Source organism: Brevibacillus sp. BD137 (genome assembly GCF_041644655.1).
GTDB lineage: Bacteria > Bacillota > Bacilli > Brevibacillales > Brevibacillaceae > Brevibacillus > Brevibacillus brevis_D.
The window spans coordinates 21,207-41,613 of record NZ_JAOTNO010000004.1; the positions used below are offsets into that span (position 1 = coordinate 21,207).

20 protein-coding genes and 1 other annotated feature are annotated in these 20,407 nt (G+C 47.3%); of the genes, 14 read left to right on the top strand and 6 right to left on the bottom strand.

What is annotated here, in order from left to right; genetic code table 11:
• Nucleotides 1–22: 22 nt before the first annotated feature.
• Nucleotides 23–682, top strand: coding sequence for an amino acid ABC transporter permease (locus ODZ53_RS10085; protein WP_064201660.1), 660 nt, complete (start codon nt 23–25; stop codon nt 680–682).
• A gap of 14 nt (nt 683–696) precedes the next feature.
• Nucleotides 697–1,443 carry an amino acid ABC transporter ATP-binding protein gene (locus ODZ53_RS10090; protein WP_087344143.1) on the top strand — a complete coding sequence of 249 codons (747 nt, stop codon included), beginning with the start codon at nt 697–699 and terminating at the stop codon, nt 1,441–1,443.
• A gap of 65 nt (nt 1,444–1,508) precedes the next feature.
• Here the strand turns inward: ODZ53_RS10090 and ODZ53_RS10095 are convergent, their stop codons facing one another.
• Entirely contained in the window at nt 1,509–1,772 is a 264-nt protein-coding gene (locus ODZ53_RS10095) for a KTSC domain-containing protein (protein ID WP_012684821.1), read from the bottom strand.
• A 465-nt stretch (nt 1,773–2,237) separates the two neighbouring features.
• Here ODZ53_RS10095 and ODZ53_RS10100 point away from each other — a divergent pair, with 465 nt between their 5' ends.
• From ODZ53_RS10100 to ODZ53_RS10110, 3 genes are all read left to right on the top strand, one after another.
• Nucleotides 2,238–2,564: a PadR family transcriptional regulator gene (locus ODZ53_RS10100; protein ID WP_012684822.1), complete on the top strand. Its 327-nt coding sequence runs from the start codon at nt 2,238–2,240 to the stop codon at nt 2,562–2,564.
• 4 nt (nt 2,565–2,568) lie between these two features.
• A complete protein-coding gene (locus ODZ53_RS10105) occupies nt 2,569–3,324 on the top strand; it encodes a VanZ family protein (RefSeq protein ID WP_372676835.1) in 756 nt (251 codons plus the stop codon).
• Nucleotides 3,325–3,464: 140 nt separating this feature from the next.
• Nucleotides 3,465–5,759, top strand: coding sequence for a glycoside hydrolase (locus tag ODZ53_RS10110; RefSeq protein WP_372676836.1), 2,295 nt, complete (start codon nt 3,465–3,467; stop codon nt 5,757–5,759).
• A 52-nt stretch (nt 5,760–5,811) separates the two neighbouring features.
• Here ODZ53_RS10110 and ODZ53_RS10115 read toward each other — a convergent pair whose 3' ends face one another.
• Nucleotides 5,812–6,738, bottom strand: a complete 927-nt coding sequence (locus ODZ53_RS10115) for a LysR family transcriptional regulator (protein WP_372676837.1) — start codon at nt 6,736–6,738, stop codon at nt 5,812–5,814.
• 136 nt (nt 6,739–6,874) lie between these two features.
• Between ODZ53_RS10115 and ODZ53_RS10120 the strand changes: the two genes are divergently transcribed.
• The 5 genes from ODZ53_RS10120 (at nt 6,875) to ODZ53_RS10140 (ending at nt 12,664) form a co-directional block, all read left to right on the top strand.
• Nucleotides 6,875–7,621 carry an SDR family NAD(P)-dependent oxidoreductase gene (locus ODZ53_RS10120; protein ID WP_372676838.1) on the top strand — a complete coding sequence of 249 codons (747 nt, stop codon included), beginning with the start codon at nt 6,875–6,877 and terminating at the stop codon, nt 7,619–7,621.
• A gap of 155 nt (nt 7,622–7,776) precedes the next feature.
• Nucleotides 7,777–8,037: a spore germination protein gene (locus tag ODZ53_RS10125; protein WP_064201667.1), complete on the top strand. Its 261-nt coding sequence runs from the start codon at nt 7,777–7,779 to the stop codon at nt 8,035–8,037.
• 123 nt (nt 8,038–8,160) lie between these two features.
• Nucleotides 8,161–9,306, top strand: coding sequence for an alpha-hydroxy-acid oxidizing protein (locus ODZ53_RS10130; RefSeq protein WP_199927697.1), 1,146 nt, complete (start codon nt 8,161–8,163; stop codon nt 9,304–9,306).
• A gap of 213 nt (nt 9,307–9,519) precedes the next feature.
• Entirely contained in the window at nt 9,520–11,646 is a 2,127-nt protein-coding gene (locus ODZ53_RS10135) for a bifunctional diguanylate cyclase/phosphodiesterase (protein WP_372676839.1), read from the top strand.
• A 112-nt stretch (nt 11,647–11,758) separates the two neighbouring features.
• Nucleotides 11,759–12,664, top strand: coding sequence for a DMT family transporter (locus tag ODZ53_RS10140; protein ID WP_172142123.1), 906 nt, complete (start codon nt 11,759–11,761; stop codon nt 12,662–12,664).
• Between the two features lie 59 nt (nt 12,665–12,723).
• Here the strand turns inward: ODZ53_RS10140 and nadD are convergent, their stop codons facing one another.
• The 4 genes from nadD to ODZ53_RS10160 form a co-directional block, all read right to left on the bottom strand.
• Nucleotides 12,724–13,362 (bottom strand): nicotinate-nucleotide adenylyltransferase, encoded by a 639-nt coding sequence (gene nadD / locus ODZ53_RS10145; protein ID WP_012684831.1) that lies wholly within the window; start codon nt 13,360–13,362, stop codon nt 12,724–12,726.
• 29 nt (nt 13,363–13,391) lie between these two features.
• Nucleotides 13,392–13,937 carry a cysteine hydrolase family protein gene (locus ODZ53_RS10150; RefSeq protein WP_289676469.1) on the bottom strand — a complete coding sequence of 182 codons (546 nt, stop codon included), beginning with the start codon at nt 13,935–13,937 and terminating at the stop codon, nt 13,392–13,394.
• Nucleotides 13,938–13,965: 28 nt separating this feature from the next.
• Complete coding sequence (locus ODZ53_RS10155) at nt 13,966–14,754, bottom strand: NUDIX hydrolase (RefSeq protein ID WP_372676840.1); 789 nt, start codon at nt 14,752–14,754, stop codon at nt 13,966–13,968.
• A 153-nt stretch (nt 14,755–14,907) separates the two neighbouring features.
• A complete protein-coding gene (locus ODZ53_RS10160; RefSeq protein ID WP_372676841.1) occupies nt 14,908–15,594 on the bottom strand; it encodes a YceI family protein in 687 nt (228 codons plus the stop codon).
• 278 nt (nt 15,595–15,872) lie between these two features.
• Here ODZ53_RS10160 and ODZ53_RS10165 point away from each other — a divergent pair, with 278 nt between their 5' ends.
• The 4 genes from ODZ53_RS10165 (at nt 15,873) to ODZ53_RS10180 (ending at nt 20,139) form a co-directional block, all read left to right on the top strand.
• Entirely contained in the window at nt 15,873–16,556 is a 684-nt protein-coding gene (locus ODZ53_RS10165; protein WP_199927701.1) for a response regulator transcription factor, read from the top strand.
• Nucleotides 16,553–18,016, top strand: coding sequence for a sensor histidine kinase (locus ODZ53_RS10170; protein WP_372676842.1), 1,464 nt, complete (start codon nt 16,553–16,555; stop codon nt 18,014–18,016). Before ODZ53_RS10165 ends, ODZ53_RS10170 begins: the two co-directional genes overlap by 4 nt.
• An 81-nt stretch (nt 18,017–18,097) precedes the next feature.
• Nucleotides 18,098–18,339 (top strand) — a binding site (T-box leader).
• A 124-nt stretch (nt 18,340–18,463) separates the two neighbouring features.
• A complete protein-coding gene (locus tag ODZ53_RS10175; RefSeq protein WP_007722565.1) occupies nt 18,464–18,964 on the top strand; it encodes an Lrp/AsnC family transcriptional regulator in 501 nt (166 codons plus the stop codon).
• Nucleotides 18,961–20,139, top strand: coding sequence for an aminotransferase (locus ODZ53_RS10180; RefSeq protein WP_012684839.1), 1,179 nt, complete (start codon nt 18,961–18,963; stop codon nt 20,137–20,139). The genes ODZ53_RS10175 and ODZ53_RS10180 overlap by 4 nt, the downstream gene beginning before the upstream one ends.
• Nucleotides 20,140–20,407: the final 268 nt, after the last annotated feature.

Sequence of the window (20,407 nt, forward strand, 5' to 3'; positions counted from 1 at the left end):
TCAGGATTAGGAGCATACCCAGATGAGCGTAGACTACATTCTCTCCATTACGAAGCCCATGCTAGAAGGAGCGCAGATGACGGTGCTGTTGTTTCTCATCGCCATTCTGCTTTCCATTCCATTAGGTTTTCTGATCACCTTACTGGCAAAGAGCAGTAATAAGGCGCTGGCCTGGCTCGCGCATACGTATGTGTATGTGATGCGTGGGACGCCTCTCTTATTGCAGCTGTTGTTTATTTGCTTCGGGCTGCCTCTCTTGCCCGTAGTGGGAGATTATTTGGTGATGGATCGGTTCGTCGCTGCATGTGTCGGTTTCGTGCTGAATTACGCAGCATATTTCGCGGAGATTTTCCGTGGAGGACTGCTGTCGATCGACAAAGGACAGTACGAAGCGGCGCAGGTACTCGGCTTTAGCAAATGGCAGACAACCAACAAGATTATTTTGCCGCAAATGTTTCGCGTGGCTTTACCTGCCGTCGCAAATGAATCAATTACCCTTGTAAAAGACACAGCGTTGCTCTATGCAGTTGCCGTCCCAGAATTGCTTCACTTTGCACAAACGGCTGTGAATCGTGACTTTACCATCGTTCCGTTTTTTATTGCCGGAATCATTTATTTGTTAATGACGCTATTGTTAACGTTGTTCTTTAAGTGGCTGGAAAAAAGGTTCAAATTCGAATAAAGGGCTGGCGCAATATGGATATCATTCAAGTATCGAATCTAAAGAAATCGTTTGGCAATCAGGAAGTTTTGCGAGATGTCTCGTTTTCGGTGAAAAAGAACGAAGTCGTGGCAGTAATCGGGCCTTCTGGCTCCGGTAAAAGCACGATGCTGCGCAGCTTGGTCAACCTCGAGCAGGTGAATGGTGGTAGCATTCGTGTGCAGGATGATTATTTGGTGAAGGACGGCGTCTATGCCGGTAACCAGGAAATCAAGCAGATCACGTCGAGAATGGGCATGGTCTTCCAGCATTTTAATTTGTTCCCTCATCTAACGGTGAAGGAAAATCTGGAGATCGCACCACGTGTAGTCAAAGGTGAGGCGTCTTCAGACATCCAGAAAATGAGTGCAGAGCTCTTGGAAAAGGTCGGTCTGTCTGATAAGGCAGACGCGTATCCAGCGAAGCTCTCAGGCGGACAGAAGCAGCGTGTAGCGATCGCCAGAGCACTGATGATGAACCCGCAAATCTTGTTGTTTGACGAGCCTACGTCTGCACTCGATCCCGAACTGACGGGTGAGGTCCTGCAAGTCATCAAGCAGCTTGCCCAGGAGCATATGACGATGATGGTAGTGACGCATGAGATGGGATTCGCACGCGAGGTGGCGAACCAAATCATGTTTATGGACAAAGGGGAATTCGTAGAGTCGGGGACACCGGAGCAATTGTTTACAAACGCTAAATTTGAGCGGACTAAATCTTTTTTGCATCGCGCGTTAAAATAGAGAAGATTAACAACAAATGCCCTCAGTGTCGAGAAGACAGACTGAGGGCATTTTGTATAGACAGGCTACATCACCTGATAGTTCAAGTACCGTTGGCTGATGAACGAATGAAAATGATCGCTGAACGAGTCAGCATTTAAAAACGCATTGTAAGCGTAAGGAGTGACCCGACAGTAAACGAGCTCGCGTCCATCGTGAAAACGGATGTAGAGGTGGCTTGTGGCCAGATCGTAGCGTGCAGCTTTGATCAATTTCGAATCCAGTTCCTTGTAGGTAATTTCTTGAGGTTGATTCTGACGTGGCAGAAATTGGCGGAAAAAAGATCTCAATGTACGTGAAAACTCCTTTATCTAAAAATCGGCTTATCTATTTCTACGAGTCTTCATTTTACGCAAAAATTTGGATTCGGAATACAAAAATAGCACACCGATTGCAAAATAGGCTAAGAGAACCGTATTCAGAACAATCATTGGAAAGTGGGCAAGCATGTAAGTGCCTCCTGTTAGAGAGAATGAAGTCACGAATGAAAAGTAACCTGCTCCAAAAAAGTAAAAATCTTCTTTTTGCTTCGTTCTATGGGCCTATCATCTGGTTGAGTGTAGAAAGGAATGATCATCCGAAAGTATGTAGACTCATGAAAAACGTTGTCGAATATAGTCTATATTACCTATTTTATTATTGTCAATAATTACATAGCACCAAAAGTGTAATTCGAAATTTCCTTGATAAACTACCTTGTATCACGAGGTATAGTGTGATAATCTCTAGGCATATCACGGGGAGGAGATGCTTTTGTGAACAAGGAGTTGTTGAAAGGAAGCATTGATCTATTGCTTCTCTCGCTGATCGCACAGAAAGATCAGTACGGCTATGAGTTGGCCAAGAAGATTCGCGATAAAAGCGATGAGCTGTATGAAATCGGTGAAGGCACATTATATCCTGCTCTAAAGAGACTGGAGACGCAAAAGGCAGTGGAGTCTTACTGGGGGGAAGCCAACGAAGGCGGACGCCGCAAATATTATCGGATTACCAAGACGGGCCAAGGGCTTCTGCAAGACAAGATGAAGGATTGGCAGAGCTTGAGTAGACTCATTTTGCTTTGCAATGAGGGAAGTGAGTAAACGAATGAAGCTCGAACAATATGCAGACCAGGTTGTCAGTCGCTTGCCATGCTCGAAATGGGAAAAGCAGGATGTCAAAGATGAGCTGATGGATCATTTGAACAGCATGAAAAGTGAGCTGGTCGAAGAAGGCTATGAAGAACAGGAAGCCGTTTTACTGACCATTCAACGATTTGGTTCGACGAAAGCAATCAGTCGGCAACTGTCTGAGTCCATGCCGCTCATTGATAAATACATCCGCAAATGGGTCATGACCTTGTTTTTCTTGTATGTAGCTATCTCTAGTTATCTCTTGTTATTGTCACCGGATCGCTTCCGACGCAGAGCTTTTACCGTGGAATGGAAGCAAAGGATGCTGGAATACGGCGTCCCGCAATATACGCATCTGTTCCAAAATACGAAACCATTTCATACCTTGGTGGATTACGTTTTTCATTATGACAATTACAACTTTGGCACTGTCATGTATAACCTGATTGGCAATGTCATGTTGTTTGTTCCGCTCGGGTTGTTGCTGCCGTTGATATTTATGTCCTTTCAAAGCGTGCATCGCGTGTTTTTTCTCACGCTTTCGGCTAGTCTCATCATCGAAACCTTGCAGCTATTGTTTTCGTTAGGCAGCTTTGATGTTGATGATCTGCTGCTAAACGTACTCGGCGGTCTAATTGGCTATGGGATGTTTCGAGTAGGGGAGGCGCTGATCAGCAAGAGACGGAGAAATAACAAATTTGATGACGATCTGTCTGCCTCCTCTTTTTAGCAGGACAAAAGTTGTAAAAGCTTTTTGAGTGACCGGGGTCGCACAATTGTAAGGCGGCCTTGGCAAAGGCTTTAGCTATTTTTTTTGCATGTATACATCGTAATGCGATATACATAGTGAATCGATTTAAGGGGGTTTTTATGAAACGATCACCGATTTTCCTCATAGTATTTGTGTTCCTGCTCCAAGTTGTAGTTGGCTGTGAGAGCAACAAGGCTACCGAACAGGTGCAGTCGAAGCAGCACTCAGATTTTACTTTTGATGTGAATCCGGAGACCTTCGAAGTATTCGTCGAGAGAGGCGGAGTGAAGGAAAGTGCTTCGGAGCCGATGCCTGCGCGCAAGGTAACGAATGTACAAAAAGGTGAACAAGAGATTGCTTGGAGCTACCCAGACGACCAGCTGGATGTCTCGATCAAAAAGAAAGAGGATCATTTGCAATTCACCCTGACTTCCACAGGAGCAGAGAGCTTTTCCTGGCCGACAGTTAAAGGAGCAAGCTACATGGTGCCCTTGGGAGAAGGGAAATGGATTCCTGCGAATGACAACAAGTGGCAGTCCTTTTTAAAAGAAGAGAGTCTTAGCTTTGCTGAGTCTTTTTCCATGCGCTTTTTTGCTGTGAACAAGAGCAAGTATACGCTGATGTACGTCGTGGACAATTTGTTTAACAACACCGTCGATTTTGTCGCTGATCCGACGATTGCGTTTACGTTCTCGCACGAGTTCCCGACAATTAATCCGGACAAGACCTACGGGTTCCGCTTGTATGTCACAGACAACGATCCGGTTAGCGTAGCAGGTGTTTACAAGCAATATGTCAAGGAACAGGGAGAATTGCTGACCCTGGCTGAAAAAGCAAAAGCCAATCCGAATATCGAAAAGCTTTACGGCGCTCCTCATTTTTACTTGTGGAACAAGAGCTTCTTATCGGTCAACGACGTGAAATGGAATGCACTGAAAACGAAACTGAACGCGAGCTTCATCGGGGCACTTGAGGAAATCTTGGCTTCCAATGAAGTGGACGGAAAAGAGAGCATCCAGCAATTCCGCGAGATTCAGAAGCAGGATTACGTCGCGGATTATCAAAAGAAAGCACTCCTTAGCGGGTTGAATTATGCTTTGCGTTCCCGTGAGTTTTACACTCCGCAGCGATTTCCACATGTCGATGAAGAGGTAAAAAGATCGTTTGGAAAAGGGATCGACACGTTGACAGAATCACAGCTGTACGACATGAACAAAAAGGTGCTGAAAAGTGTGCTCCAAGATGTCGTTCCACCTGTGGAACAGTGGGGGAATGCCGACTCCACTGATCTCTTGAAAGAAATGAAAGCGGCGGGGATTGATCGGGCATGGATCGGTTTTCCTGATTGGACAGCAGCCTACATGAAGCCAGCGTTCATTCAAAAGGCGAACGAGACAGGCTATTTGATCGCCAGCTACGATTCCTACCATTCGATTCATCAGGAGGAAAATCCCGATTGGAACACGGCTATTTTCAAGGATAAGAGCTTGTACGAGAACGCAACGATTTCAAAGAAAAATGGAGAGAAGAAAGCTGGTTTTCTCCAACAGGGGAGATTGCTGAATCCGACTCTATCACTGCCGAGTGTCAAACAGCGCATGGATGAAATCATGAGTAACGATGTTGCCTTTAATTCGTGGTTTATTGATGTGGATGCAGCAGGAGATTTCAACGATGATTATTCGCCACAGCACACGACGACTGAGGCCGAGGATATGAAGGCAAAGCTTGCGCGTATGGACTACATTCGCGATGAAAAGAAGTTGGTTATCGGATCTGAAACTGGAAATGATTTTGCCAGTCAGAGTATCGCCTTTGCGCATGGCATTGAGACGCCTGTCATCAAATGGGCCGATCCGGACATGCGAAAAAACAAGCAAAGCCCGTATTATGTAGGAGGCTACTGGTCCCCGGCGGGAGAGGTCCCAGAACGATACGCCAAACAGGTTCCGATCAAGGAAGAGTATCGTCATGTATACATTGATCCTGCCTATTCTTTGCCACTGTACAAGCTCGTGTACAACAATGCAGTGATCACGAGCCACCACTGGGAGTGGGGCAGTCTGAAGATAAAGGATGAAGTCGGCACCCGTATGCTCAAGGAGCTCCTTTACAATGTTCCGCCGCTCTATCATTTAGATAAAAAAATGTGGGATGCAAACCAACCATTAATCACGAACTATTTGAAGGTATGGTCTCCTTTCCATAAAAAAGCGGTGCAGCAAGAAATGACTGATTATCGTGTCTTAACCGAGGACAGGCTCGTGCAGAAGTCGGTTTATGGGGAGGGTCTGCAAGTGATCGCCAACTTCTCTGAGCAAGATTTCACGTACGAGGGGCAAGTCGTGAAGGCTAGATCAGCTCTGATTATGAACGGGAACGATAAACAAAACTTCTTTGCTCCAGCGCAGTAAGAACGATTTGAAAAAGGCTGTCCGCGAAAATGAAGCGGCAGCCTTTTTTATGCTAAGGAGTGGGTGGGTATTTCTTGCTTTTCAAATCGTATTGGAGTCGATTAATGAAGTTCATGGAAATACGAGAATAATGCCGTTCCTCCGAGCGTACCCACCCATAATAGACGGGTTGTTGATAAGGAATATCCAAATCAAGCGTAATTGAATCGGAGTCTTGCAAATGAGGCTCATGAACAAAAGAGTAGTCCAATCCGATCGTTACCGCGAGATTTTGCCGGATTGCATTGCGGAGTGCTTCTGTGTTGTTCGACGTAAACAAAATGTCGACGGGACCGTAAGTCGCGGCAAAATCCTCTACGAACCATTTGACGTAGTCGTCGTTGTATTGGACGAAGGATTGCTTGCGAAGCTCTTCAGGTGTGACGGAATCCTGGTAGGCAAGTGGCGAGTTTTTGCCTACACCAACGACCATTTTTCCCTCTAGCAACTGCTCGAACACCAAGCCGAGGCCTTCGCTCTTTTTGAGCAGGTTCTCATGAATAATGACCAGACCAATGTCCAGCTTGTCCTGGAGAATGTCCTCTAATATTTCCTGTGTGCCTTTTTCGGCAATTTCGGTACGGATGTAAGGATAATCTTTTTTAAAGCTCGCGACGGCATCGACCAGAAGATTCATGGGACCGGGAATGGTCGCCAGTCTCAGCTCTCCACTCAACGTGTTCGTATAGTTATGTGCTTCCTCCCAAATCTCCTGGATCTTTCCCAATGCTTCAAACGCTTTTTTGATGATGATGCGCCCTTCAGAGGTCGGTACAGCTCCGAGACGCGAACGTGAAAAAAGAGTAACGCCCAGCTCTGCTTCCAAACTGGAGAGCGACTGGCTGATGGCGGAGAGGGTGATATGCTTGTTCTGAGCGGCTTTGGTCAAGGAGCCTGCCTTCGCTATTTCTACGATATATTCCAGTTGTTCCAGATGCATTTGATAAGATCACATCCTTTAGTTGTACTTAAGGAAGGGTAAGTATGTTTACATTTTTTTAAATATAAAAGAGTCCTATAATGAAGGCAAGGCAAGAGATCAGTTACAAGAGACATAATAGATGGAGGCGTTTACCATGGCGAGACTCGAAGGGAAAGTAGCGATCGTAACAGGTGGAGCAAGTGGAATCGGTGAAACGACCGTCCGTCTCTTCGCAAAAGAAGGGGCGAAAGTCGTGATTGCTGACTTCTCCCCACGTGGAAATGAATTGGCGGAAGAGCTGAATCAAGCGGGCTTCGATGCGTTGTTCGTGAAAACGGACGTAACGAAAGAAGATGAAGTAAAAAATATGGTGAGCGCCACTGTAGTAAAGTATGGAAAGGTAGACATTTTGTTTGCTAATGCGGGTATCGCGAAAGACGCACCTGGTCATTTGTTGAGCCTGGATGACTGGCAAAGAACGATTGATATCAATCTGACTGGCGTATTCTTGTGCGATAAATATGTCATCGAGCAAATGCTGGCGCAAGGGACTGGCGGCGCGATTGTCAACTGCGGCTCGATCCATAGCCATGCGGGAAAAGCAGATGTGACAGCATACTCTTCCGCCAAAGGTGGCGTGAAGCTCCTGACCCAGACACTGGGACTTACGTATGCCAAGCAAGGGATTCGCGTAAATGCGGTCTGCCCGGGCTACATTGATACACCACTCATTGCTGGGCGCAATGAGGCTTTGAATGAGCACTTGATTGGGTTACATCCGATGGGACGCTTGGGTAAACCGGAAGAAGTCGCTAAGGCCGTTCTGTTCCTTGCCAGCGACGATGCCTCCTTCGTCACAGGGACAAGCTTGCTGGTCGATGGCGGTTATACAGCGCAATAAGATGTTCATTCTCCTCGCGTAGATTTTTGTCTACTCGGGGAGATTTTTTTTGCTAAGACTCCATCGGACAAATGCCCTACACCATCGTCCAAGCGGGCGCAAAACCATTCGAATAGGATGGGAATGAGTGAGTACGCAACGGGGAGGGAGGAGTTTTGCCGACTTTTGTGGGCAAGGTGACCATTACCAATAATGTTGGAAATATCAACTTTGGCGATACGGCAAACAACTCTCCGAAAAGCGTAACCAAATCGTTTTCCGGTTCGGGTGGAAACAATAGCGGCAACGTAGTAAAGGTCATCAATGAAAATAGCCAAACGAATACATGGGTGGGTTCAGGAGCCGCTGGAATGAAGACAGTGAAGGAAAAGAAACGGGTCCGTCGCGCAGCCCGAAAGTGCAAAAAGAAAAAGTAGCCTTGAAAAAGGCGTGTGTGAAAGTGGACAAGCTCGGTAATAGCGTTTAGATTAAGACTATTGCGAATTTATGTGAATTGAGATAAAAAAGATAAAAGACGTCGCAGAAAGGAAGCAAACCAGATGACGAAAACAAATGAGGATTCCCTCTTATTTACCCGTGTGAACAAGGACACGCAGGCATTGCCGATTTCTATTGAGGATTGGGAGAAACAGGCGCGAGAGGTTTTGCCGGATGGGCCATTTGATTATGTTGCCGGGGGATCAGGGGCAGAGGAAACACTGGTAGAAAACCGGACAGCTTTTTCCCGTTGGGCAATCATTCCACGGATGATGCGGGATGTGACGAATCGAACGCTCGGTATTTCGATGTACAATCAAGCGTTGCGCACACCGATCTTTTTGGCACCTGTAGGCATGCAGACGATTTCACATCCCGATGGAGAGCTGGCGTCTGCCAAGGCGGCAGCAGCAGCTGGAGTGCCGTTCGTAGCCAGTACAGTTTCCGCCCACTCACTCGAGCAGATTGCTGAAGTGATGGGCGATGCCTATCGCTGGTTCCAGCTCTATTGGTCGAACGATCGAGAGGTTTCTGCGAGCATGGTCAGACGAGCGGAAAAGTCAGGCTATTCTGCTATTGTCCTCACGGTAGATACCGTCATGCTAGGGTGGAAGCGCAGAGACTTCCGCAACGGGTATTCGCCACTGCGCGAAGGAAGAGGACTGGCGAATTACTTGACAGACCCTGTATTTTGCTCGAGACTTCCTGAGGTAACGCCGGAGAATGCAGTGGAGGAAGTGTTGAAAAACATTTATCATCCAGCGCTGAATTGGAACGATATCGCCTTTTTGCGTGAGCATACCCGTCTGCCGATTTTGGTAAAAGGCATTTTGCATCCGGATGATGCGCGCCTTGCCCTAGAGCATGGTGTAGATGGAATCATCGTCTCCAATCACGGTGGGAGGCAGATGGATGGCGCTATTTCTACGCTGGATGCGTTGCCAGCGATTGCCGAGGTGGTAGCTGGCAAAATACCGGTCTTGCTCGACAGTGGCGTGCGTACAGGAGCAGATGTCGTTAAAGCGATTGCTTTAGGGGCGAATGCCATCCTGATTGGTCGCCCATTCTTGTATGGACTGGCTGTTGCCGGAGAGCAAGGCGTAGCGAGTGTGTTAGATACACTTATCCATGAATTTGACGTTGCGATGGCGTTGTCTGGCAGCAATTCTATCGCAGACCTTAATCGCAGCATTCTTGCACGATTGTAAGGGGAAGCAGCCCGTTCATACCCATTGTTGAAAGAAATGAGCCAGTCTACATGCACTGGTTCTTTTTTTTTATCAAAAAAGTTATTTCTACCACAGTTGTTCTCGTTGAACTTTCGGAAAAACATGGTAAAATGGAGCGATCTTGTATTCAGAACGTTACGATCCTTCTGTAAGGATCATTTTTTTTGACTGTATCCAAAGCAGGTGATGGAAATGAAAAACCAAATGATGTCTTTACTGACACCCCAAGATTGGGTAGGGCTACTACGCGAAAAAGATGGTGAGCTGAACATGGTTGTGAATGAGCTGGCAGATGTCAAATACGCTTTGGACCAATCCACGATCTTGGCAATTACGGACCATAAGGGGATTATTTTGCGGGCAAATGAGCAATTTTGCCGCATATCGAAATACGAACGAAGCGAATTGATTGGAAAAGACCATCGGATTCTTAATTCGGGTTACCATCCGAAGGGCTTTTTTAAAGAAATGTGGTCTTGTATTCGATCTGGTCAGGTCTGGCGGGGTGAAATTCGCAATCGCGCAAAGGATGACAGCTATTATTGGGTCGATACAACCATCGTGCCATTTAAGAACCAAGCGGGCGAAATCTATCAATACCTTTCCATTCGCAGTGATATCACAGATCGCAAGCAGATGGAAGACGAGCTCAAGCGGAGTGAAGAAAAGTATCGCATCATCGCAGAAAACACGTCGGATATCATCAGCATCATCAACCTGGATGGGGAGTTTCTCTATTTGTCTCCGTCTCACAAGCGTGTGTGGGAGCATACCGTTCCTGATGAGGAAATCCATAACCTGTTCGAGTGGATTGTGGAGGAAGACCGAGATATTTTTGCTTATGCGATTCAGCATGCCTTCTCTACGCGTAAGGAGTACATGGTAGAATGCCGAATTAATACCCAAAGAAACGATGTTATCTGGACGGAAAGCAAAATCAATCCGATTATGGATGAAGAAGGAAATGTAACCAAGCTGCTTCTCATTACCCGTGACGTCACAGACCGGAAACAGTCCGAAGAGACGATTCACCACTTGGCTTATCACGATGCGTTGACAGATCTGCCGAATCGACGAATGTATGTCCAACAGCTTAGCAAGGAAATGATGCAGGCCAAGCGTTTCCAATCGAGTCTGGCTGTGCTGTTTTTGGATTTGGATCGCTTCAAGGATGTGAACGATTCATTCGGTCATGATGTAGGGGATATGTTGCTGATCGAAGCATCCAAGCGTCTACAGGCATGTCTCAAGCCAGGAGATGTTGTGGCCAGGTTGGGTGGAGATGAATTTACGATTATGCAGAACCAACTGCTAGATCGCAACGAAGCCACTGCGTTGGCAGAGCAGATCATGTATCAGTTGCAGCGTCCGTTTGAATTGGATGGACATGTATTCAACGTGTCGTGCAGCATCGGCATCGCCTTGTACCCGCAGGATGGGGACAATCCCGAAGATTTGTTGAAAAGAGCCGATACAGCATTGTATACCGTGAAATCGCGCGGGAAGAATGGCTATGACTTTTTCGATCCGACGATGGAGGCGAAGTCGCTGGAGCGTATCCTGATGGAAAATGAAATGCGGAAAGCCATTGAACAAGAGCAGTTCCAAATTTACTACCAGCCCAAAATCGATATCGCGACAAGTGCGATGACAGGCATGGAGGCGCTCGTCAGATGGGTGCATCCAGAGCTGGGCATCATTCCGCCGAATCGCTTTATTCCAATCGCTGAAGAGACGGGGATGATCCTGGCGCTTGGGGAATGGATTTTGAAACAGGCGTGCAAGCAAAATAAAAACTGGCACGATCAAGGATATACGCTAAAGGTCTCTGTGAATTTGTCAGCGAGACAGATCTATCAAAAAGATCTGGTCGAGATGATCAAGGATATTCTTCAGGAAACAAAACTGTCTCCACATTGGCTGGAGCTCGAGATTACGGAGAGCATTTTTGTCAAAATGGAAGAGGCGACGGCAGTTCTGCAACAGATTCGGGACATCGGAATCCAAATTTCGATTGATGACTTTGGGACAGGCTATAGCTCGTTTAGTTATATTAAAAGCTTGCCAGTCGATACGATCAAAATTGACGCCTCGTTTATTCGCGACATTCACCACAACCAAGAGAGTCAGGCGATTGTAAAAGCGATTGTTACCATCGCACAAAGTCTCAATATGAATGTCATCGCTGAGGGAATTGAGCTCCATGATCAAGTAGCGGCTTTGAAGGAAAATGGCTGTGACCACGGTCAAGGCTATTTGTTCAGCAAACCGCTTCCGACAGATGATTTCGATCAGTTATTGCGTCAAGAGCTGCAATAATATGGCAGGAAGTAAAGCCGGGTGAGAACATCCGGCTGTTTCTTTTGTGTGGTACTATAGGAGGCGGACAAAAACATAAGTGCAAGTGTGCAGCTAGAAAGGGAGGCCCCTCGTGGGAAAGTTTTCGGGTAAGACTGTTGTCGCTATTGCAAGTTTGGTGTTGATGTGGGGATTAAGCTGGTCGATCTACAAAATGTCACTCGCCTATACGCCACCGATTTTATTCGCAGGAATGCGTTCACTGATTGGTGGACTTCTGCTTGCTTTATTCATTTTACCGAAATGGAAAAAGATCAACTGGCGTGAAAACTGGTTGCGTTATTGTATATCTGCCTTTCTGAATACATTGTGCTTTTACGGCATTCAGACGGTTGGACTCGTGTATTTGCCAGGTGGATTATTCTCTGTGTTGGTGTACTTCCAGCCAATCTTGATTGGACTCTTTGCCTGGTTGTGGCTGGGTGAAAGCATGACAGTGCTCAAAATCATTGGGCTGATCATGGGATTCCTCGGGATACTTGCGGTTAGTGCAGATGGACTGACTGGACAGGTTTCCATCGTGGGCGTCATTTTAGGCTTGTTGACGGCTCTGACATGGGCGATGGGCGTGATCTATGTGAAAAAAGTCAGTGCCAAGGTAGATTCGCTGTGGATGGTTGCCATGCAATGCATCATCGGTGGCGCGGCCTTAACTCTTTTGGGGACAGGCGTAGAAAGCTGGTCCGACATTGTCTGGAATGCTCCATATCTGATCGGTCTCAGTTATGGCGCTACATTTGGTGTGCCGATTGCTATTGTCATTTACTTTGGGCTTGTGAATGCAGGCGAAGCGAGCAAGGTGGCCGCCTTTACGTTTCTCGTGCCGCTCATCGCAGTCTTCACTGGTACCATTTTCATGGACGAGCCGGTAACGTATTCCCTCATCGCCGGTCTGGTATTGATCGTGTGCAGTATATGCTTAGTGAACTATCAGAAAAAAATGCGACAACCTGCAATTGCCAATCATCTCAATCGTTGATGGAGACGACAAAGAAAACAGCCGACACTTCACAGGTTCGGCTGTTTTTCTTATGGAGATTATACGGAGGGTTCTTTGTAGATTCCATTTTCATAAATGTACTGAAGGCACGCATCGGGCAACAGGAAGCTGGGATCGCCGCCCTTGCGGATTTCGTCCCGGATGTAGGTAGAGCTGATTCCCATGTTGATGCCCTTGCTCATAATGAGGAAATGCTCGTCATGATTGCGCAGCAGCGCGTCATCCGCAATCAGGTCAGCGGTCGGATAGCCTTCGCGCGACATCACGATGAAGTTGAAGCCTGCGACTAGCTTTTCAGCGTTGCCCCAGTTCGATAGTCCCTCTAACAAATCCGATCCCATGATGAAAAAGAGCTCGTCGTTCGGGTACTTCCTTTTCATGTGCATCATCGTATCGTACGTATAGGTTTCACCTGGCAAGGCATCCATTTCGACTGTTGAAATCTCGAAAAGAGGTTCGCCATCTTTGTTTGTTTTGTGTGTACTGCCAGCCAAAGCCAGTTTGAGCATGTGCAAGCGATGGGCGTCCTCTGTCTGCAATTTTTTATCATGACGCTTTGAAGAGCAGGGTACGAAAATGACTTTGTCCAGTCGTCTCCGGTGAGCGACGGTCGCAGCCGTGAACAAATGGCTGTACGTGATGGGGTCAAAGCTGCTGCCATAAATACCGATTCGCATAAAAATTGCCTCCTATCGTCATGAGCCAGTTACTTTTTTCGAACAGTCATGCCAAGCTGGTTTTGAAAATGACCGAGAGCCCATTTGTGACCTTCGGGAAGAAAGCTCGCTACTGCATCCTCGTGGATGACGACAGAAAAGCCGTTATAGAAGCCTTCAATCGCTGTATGCAGCACGCAAATGTCTGTGCAGACACCTACTAGATGAATCTCAGTGATACCTCTTGTGCGCAACAATAGCGCAAGGTCGGTGCCTTGAAAAGCACTGTAGCGCGTCTTATCCATCCAGTGAATCGTTTCTTCGAATTCCTCGTAAATCTCCTGAATGCTGCCATACAAATTCCGGCCAGCCGTACCGATAATATTGTGCGGAGGGTAGAGTCCAGTCTCAGGGTGGTACGGGTCCTGCTCGCGATGAGCGTCGACTGCCATGACGACAAAGTCGCCTTCTGCGAGGAAGTCGCGGATCAGCTCTCCAATGCGTCCTTCAATAGCCTGACCAGGTTCTCCACAAGTTAATGCACCATCTGTCGCAACAAAATCATTCGTATAGTCGATCACAATCAAAGCTTTCATAGAAAAAACCTCCTGAATGTGGACTTTTTCAGTAAATCATGGCAGTTGGCGTAAAGCCAGTAAAGCGATAGAGCTTGGCTGGCGAATTCGAAAACTCGGTCGAGTAGACGGGCTGTCCGTCAGCCGAGAAAACTGGCTCGAGAAGTCCTTGCCGTCTGGTTGTCGCAAGCAAGCGCCGCTCAAAATTGCCGCGATCTTTTGCCGAAAAGGATGGAACGACGGTCTCGATCACTTGCAGTAATTCACTCAAGGTAAACTCATCTGGCAAAAATGCTTTGGCGATAGTCGTTTGCAGCATCTGCTCACGAACGCGCTGTAAGGCGTCAGTCAAAATTTCACGATGATCAAAAGCGAGGTTGAGGGCAAAGGCTTCCTCAATGGGAAACAGCTGCGCGTCTGATGCATCGTCGTTTGCCTGTGCGTGCTTCAATAAGTCTTCATGAACGAGGGAGACATAGGCAACGCTTGGGATCCAACCACGAGGGTCTCTTCCCGGCTTGTAGTATGTCTTCAGCTGTTCGATGTGCACATCGCGGTCAATGTTCGTCTCTTCTTTTAACTCACGATAGGCGCATTCGTCCAGTGTCTCCGATTCATGGGAAAAACCGCCAGGCAAAGCCCATTGCTCTCCAAATGTATTGCTTTTTCGCTTGATCAAAAGAACGGCCAATTGCTTGAGTGGCAATGATTTGGTTTTCGTTTGGCGCGGGATGGAAAGGAGCGTAAAGAGGCAAATATCTGTAGGAAGTCCATCCGGCGAGCGGTACTTTTTGGTCCGAAAGTGGATGCGTTTGGCTCGAAGGGAAGACGTATTCACAAGATCATCCTTTCCGTTTGCTCGAATCTGTTCTTATACTTTCATGTTATGATATCGTTTTAACAATGTCAATATTACAATGTAAAATTCTGTGAAAAAAGACGTCTGTGAAGGTCAGACGTCTCCCAAAGCAGTACGCGCGAAAAGGACTGATTAAACAGCATCCAACGCGAGTCGCAGTGTAATCGTAATGTTTTCCTCTGTTTTGGCCACGATCGTATGAGGGCTAGTCAATCCGAAGTCACCAAACGTTACGACGGAAGTTCCCTCCAATTGCAGCTTGCCTTGGGAATAAATCGCGTCAGCATCAATTTTTACGTCTTTGGCAATTCCTCTTACGGTCAGGACGCCATTGATGGTGAACGAAGCCTTTTGTCCTTCTGTCCATGTGGATGGCCAGTTCTCAAAAGATTTCGCTTCAAAAGTAGCAGCTGGATGGATGGCTGTATCAAAGTAATCAGGAGATTTGATATGGGTGTCGCGTTTTTCATTACCGGAGTTTAGCTTATTCAAGTCAGCGGAAGCTGTTGCTTTCATTTGGTCGGGTGCAGAGAGGTTCACATCCCAACTGCCAGTAATGCCGTCCATTTCAAAGTTTACCGTTTCTTTCGACGTTGTTACGGAGAAATAGACTTTGGACTGGTCATTGATCGTCCATTTTTTATTCAGTTGATCTGCTGTCAAAGGCGTAGAGGAAGTGGTAGATGAGGCTACGGCTACCGCAGCTGCAGGCCGGATCTCCACATGGTTTCCCGCAAAATAGTCATAGAGCATGTAACCCCCGATACCAACCACGAGTGTGGCAACTGAGGCAGTCAGGATAACCGAATTCTTTTTCATTATTGAATAACCTCCATGTTTTTGAAGTGTTCAGACTTGAGTCGTATGTATTTGGCTTCGCAGGGATCATTATGATAGAGGAAGCTGAGTGGGTCTTGAAAGCTGGCTGAAAGTTTGTTGAACGTGCAAGGGTAAGAGAATGATCAACGTTTTCCATTGAATTTACATTTTTTGGTTCATTATTTTACAAAAAGCTTTCAGCTCGTACTCAGGGGATATTCAGCAAACATTCAGCTACGCCTATCCTGTTCAGGTAAAATAGAGGTGAGGTGAAAGAAATGAGCCTAAACAAAGGCATTAAAATATTGCTTGTCGATGATGAGCCGACCATCCTGCAATTTTTGGAGATGGGTCTTGAGAATGAAGGCTTCCAAGTATTGACGGCACAAGATGGGATGACTGCTGTGACCAAGGTGAAGGAGCATCAGCCGCATGTCGTTATTCTTGATGTGATGATGCCTGGCATGGATGGCTTCGAGGTATGCCGGATGCTGAAAAAGATACAGAATGTAGCGACGATTATGCTGACAGCCAGAGAAGACGTGGAGGATCGGGTAAAAGGGCTGACGCTCGGTGCCGATGATTATATGATCAAGCCGTTTAGCTTTGAAGAGTTGCTTGCCCGTATCCATGCGCGCATTCGTAATCATTACCCACACCTGCTCTCTAAGGTACACCTCGGCCCATTTCAAATCGATGACAGGCGAAAAGAAATTACCTACGAGGACACGCTACTGGAGCTATCGCCAACGGAATACTCTTTGCTGAAGTATTTGGTGACAAATCACGGCTTGGTGCTGAGTAAGCCAATGATTCTGGATAACGTGTGGGGCTATGATTTCGGTGGGGAGGAGAATATTGTCGAGGTGTACATTCGTTCCCTGCGTGATAAATTGAACGATCGTCAGCATCGGATTATTCGCACATTGCGCGGTGCGGGATATCGGGTTGATTTTGTATGAAGAAGAATCGAAACAATCAATGGGCCCCTTTTCTAGAACCGAACTCTTTGCGTTATCAACTGCTGTCTCGTTCGTTATTTATCTTATCCGGGTTGCTGCTTCTAATCGGCATGATTCAATACTTATTGATGGAGCAATTCTTGTATCGCAGCAAAGCGGAAAGCTTGTTAAATCTGGCAGTCACTCTTCCGTATCAGGTCTTGGAGGACACGGAAACGCTCCCAAAGAACGATCAGTATGTTAGTGCGTTGCTTTCCTTGCATACACCCGATATCAAGTATGCCTTTATTGACAACGACGCTAACGTGACGGAGCTGTTTGCGAATCCGAGCGAAGGGTATTCCCCGCGCTTTCCGGAGAGTCTATACCGCGAGATCTTGGCTAGTGGCGTATGTACTTTCAAATACAAAATTTTGGAGGGTAGTACTGGTACGGATTATTTGGTCGTACTGGCACCCATCCGTTCAACTGATCAGCTGCAAGGAATTGTACAGCTGAGCACCCCTGTCGGCTCGATGCGAGAAGTGCTGTTTCCACAGTTGATCATTTTCTTTTCTGCATCTGCACTCGCCTTGCTTATCGGTTTGTTAACCTATGTGCCTGTTCTCCGCCGTACGCTGAACCCACTTTCGCGTATTGAGGTTACAGTCGAGCGGATTAATGCAGGTAATTTGGATGAGCGACTGCCGATGGATCAAGGCCAAATGGAGATTGATCAATTATCGGCGGTCTTTAACGGAATGCTGGAACGCTTGGAAACCTCCTTTAAAACTGAGCAGGAAGCTGGGGAGCGAATGAGACGTTTTGTAGCGGACGCTTCGCACGAGTTGCGAACACCGCTGACATCCATCCTTGGTTTTTTGGAGGTGCTGTTGCGCGGTGCGGCGGCAAATCCCGAACATTTACAGAAAGCATTGAAAAGCATGCACGGCGAGACAGAGCGGCTAAACAAACTCGTCAACGATTTGCTGTACCTGGCTCGGATGGATCGGGAACCGGCTTTCCTTTTGCAAGAAGGGCAGTTGGACGCAGTCGTGCACAGTATGGAGTCGCAGCTTTTGGTGCTGGCCGGTGACCGAAACGTTCATTTCCGCGTAGAACCGAATGTTACGGTTGCTTTCGAATGCGACGGAATGAAGCAAGTTATTCTCAATCTGTTTCAAAATGCGGTGCAGCATACTGACCCTGTGAACGGTGAGATCGAGCTTACATTGAGCAAGATTGCCAATGGGATTGAACTGACGATCAGAGATAATGGAGCTGGAATCGCACTGGAGCATGTCCCGCATGTATTCGACCGTTTCTACCGGATTGAATCCTCACGGGCACGCAAAAGCGGAGGTGCTGGACTGGGGCTGTCGATCACCCAATCCATCGTAGAAAATCATCGTGGAAAAATTGACGTACAAAGCAGCTTGGGAACAGGGACGGTGTTTCGCGTCTGGTTGCCTAACGTTTGAAAGAGGTTCAGCAGACAGAAGTTGTTGGTTGACAATGAGAGAAACCGTCATTTATAATCTGAGACATTCAATAAAACAACCAACACAGCCGTGAAAAGGAAAGTAAAAAAGGGATTTTGACGTCCAGAGAGTTGCCTGTTAGCTGAGAGGGCAGCCGCGAACTCTTTTTGAAAGCCACCTTGGAGCTCTGCTTTTGAAAATGCCAAGTAGAAAGCAGCGGATGGCCCACGTTATGGGGCGCATGTCTACGTAGACAGCACGAGTTTGCCTTTTGTGAGAGAGGCAAAAAAGCTGAGTGGTACCGCGATACCTTCGCCTCAGCAACCGGATTCATGGAAATCATGAGTCTGGTTGCTGGGGCTTTTTGCTTTGTGACGTCGTTCAAAAAGTCGACTACTTGAACACGTACTTATGGAAAAAATAAAGAGAAAACTGGAGTGGTGGGGCATGGATCGCTTGAAGCAAAGAGAGCTGTTACACCTGTTGGAAGAAGACAGTCGAATGAGCGCTGAGCAAATCGGAAAAATGATCGGAGAGCCAACCGAGGTCGTTGAGCAGACGATTGCAGCATTGGAAGCCGAGAAGGTCATTGTCAAATATCCAGCGCTGGTCAACTGGGAGCGTGTGGACGATCATCCGTACGTGAACGCGATGATTGATGTGAAGGTGACGCCGAAGCGCGATGTCGGGTTTGATGAAGTGGCAGAGCGAATTTGCCGTTTCCCAGAAGTGAAGGCTGTTTACTTGATGTCTGGTGCAAGCTATGACTTGTCGATTATTTTGGAAGGCAAAACGATGAAAGAGGTAGCCACTTTTGTTTCGCAAAAGCTGTCCACTCTCGATTCAGTTGTCTCAACAGCTACACATTTTATTTTGAAACGCTACAAGCACGATGGCATTGAGCTGGAAGATCGTGACGAAGATCACAGAATGGTGGTTACGCCGTGAGTACACAAGTCAAAGTCAAAAACCGTTTATCCAGTACAGTTCAATCGTTGAAGCCATCAGGAATTCGCCGCTTTTTCGATTTGGCAGCATCTATGGAGGGAGTCATTTCCTTAGGTGTAGGGGAGCCTGATTTCGTCACTCCTTGGCGCATGAGAGAAGCTTCGATTTCTTCGCTGGAGCGTGGACATACAGCTTATACATCCAATGCAGGTATGCTACCATTGCGTGTGGAAATTCAGAAATACTTGGAAGAACGTTTTTCGGTCAGCTATCATCCAGAGACAGAAATTCTCGTGACGGTTGGCGCCAGCGAAGCGATTGATATCGCACTGCGTGCCATTCTCGATCCAGGTGATGAAGTATTGGTCGTAGAGCCTTGCTATGTCTCCTATGAACCAGTCATTCGCTTGGCTGGCGGGGTGCCGGTTTTCCTGAAAACAACGATGGAAAACCAATTCAAGCTGACACCTCAAGAGCTGGAGACGCACATCACCGAGCGTACAAAAGCAATCATTTTCTGCTATCCTAACAACCCGACCGGGGGGACGATGACGGCTGAAGAGTGGAAAACACTTTTGCCGATCATTGAAAAGCACGACCTTATGGTGATCTCTGATGAGATTTATGCGGAGCTTACCTACGGTCGCATGCACGATAGTATCGCGGCTCTGCCAGGGATGAAAGATCGGACGATCCTGATCTCCGGTTTTTCCAAAGCATTCGCGATGACCGGCTGGCGTCTGGGATATGTCTGCGCGTCACCGGATTTGCTTGCAGGCATGCTGAAAATCCATCAGTACACCATGCTGTGTGCACCGACAATGGCTCAGATGGCTGCATTGGAAGCACTGCGCCATGGACGTTCGGATATGGAACGAATGATCGAGAGCTACCGTCAGCGCCGCAATTATGTGGTAGATGGATTCCGTCATATCGGATTGACTTGCCATGAGCCGGACGGAGCATTCTACGCATTCCCATCTGTAGCATCTACAGGTCTCAGCTCTGCTGAGTTTGCTGAGAAGCTGCTGATGGAGGAAAAGGTAGCAGTCGTACCTGGAGATGTGTTCGGCGAAAGCGGAAAGGGACATATTCGTTGTTCTTATGCAACATCGATGGAGCAGTTGAAGAAGGCGCTGGAACGTATGGAGCGCTTGATGGGACGACTGTCCTAACATTTTCTGGGAAATAAAGGGGGCGGCTTTCGAAGCTGTCCCCTTTTTGGTGAAGTGGCTGTGGTGGGGAAGAAGCGCATTTCCAGTCTGCGCTTCGGCCTACGCCCCGCAAGGGGGGATTCACTGGCCGCTTCGAAAAAAATGGCGGGAGCGCTTCAAACGTAGAAGTTTCGATGGAGTGTTTCATAGGTGAAGCTGAAATTCCCCGCCATTTTTTCCGAAGCTGAGTTGGGCTACAGAGGCGCTTGACTGGAAATGCGCTTCTTCC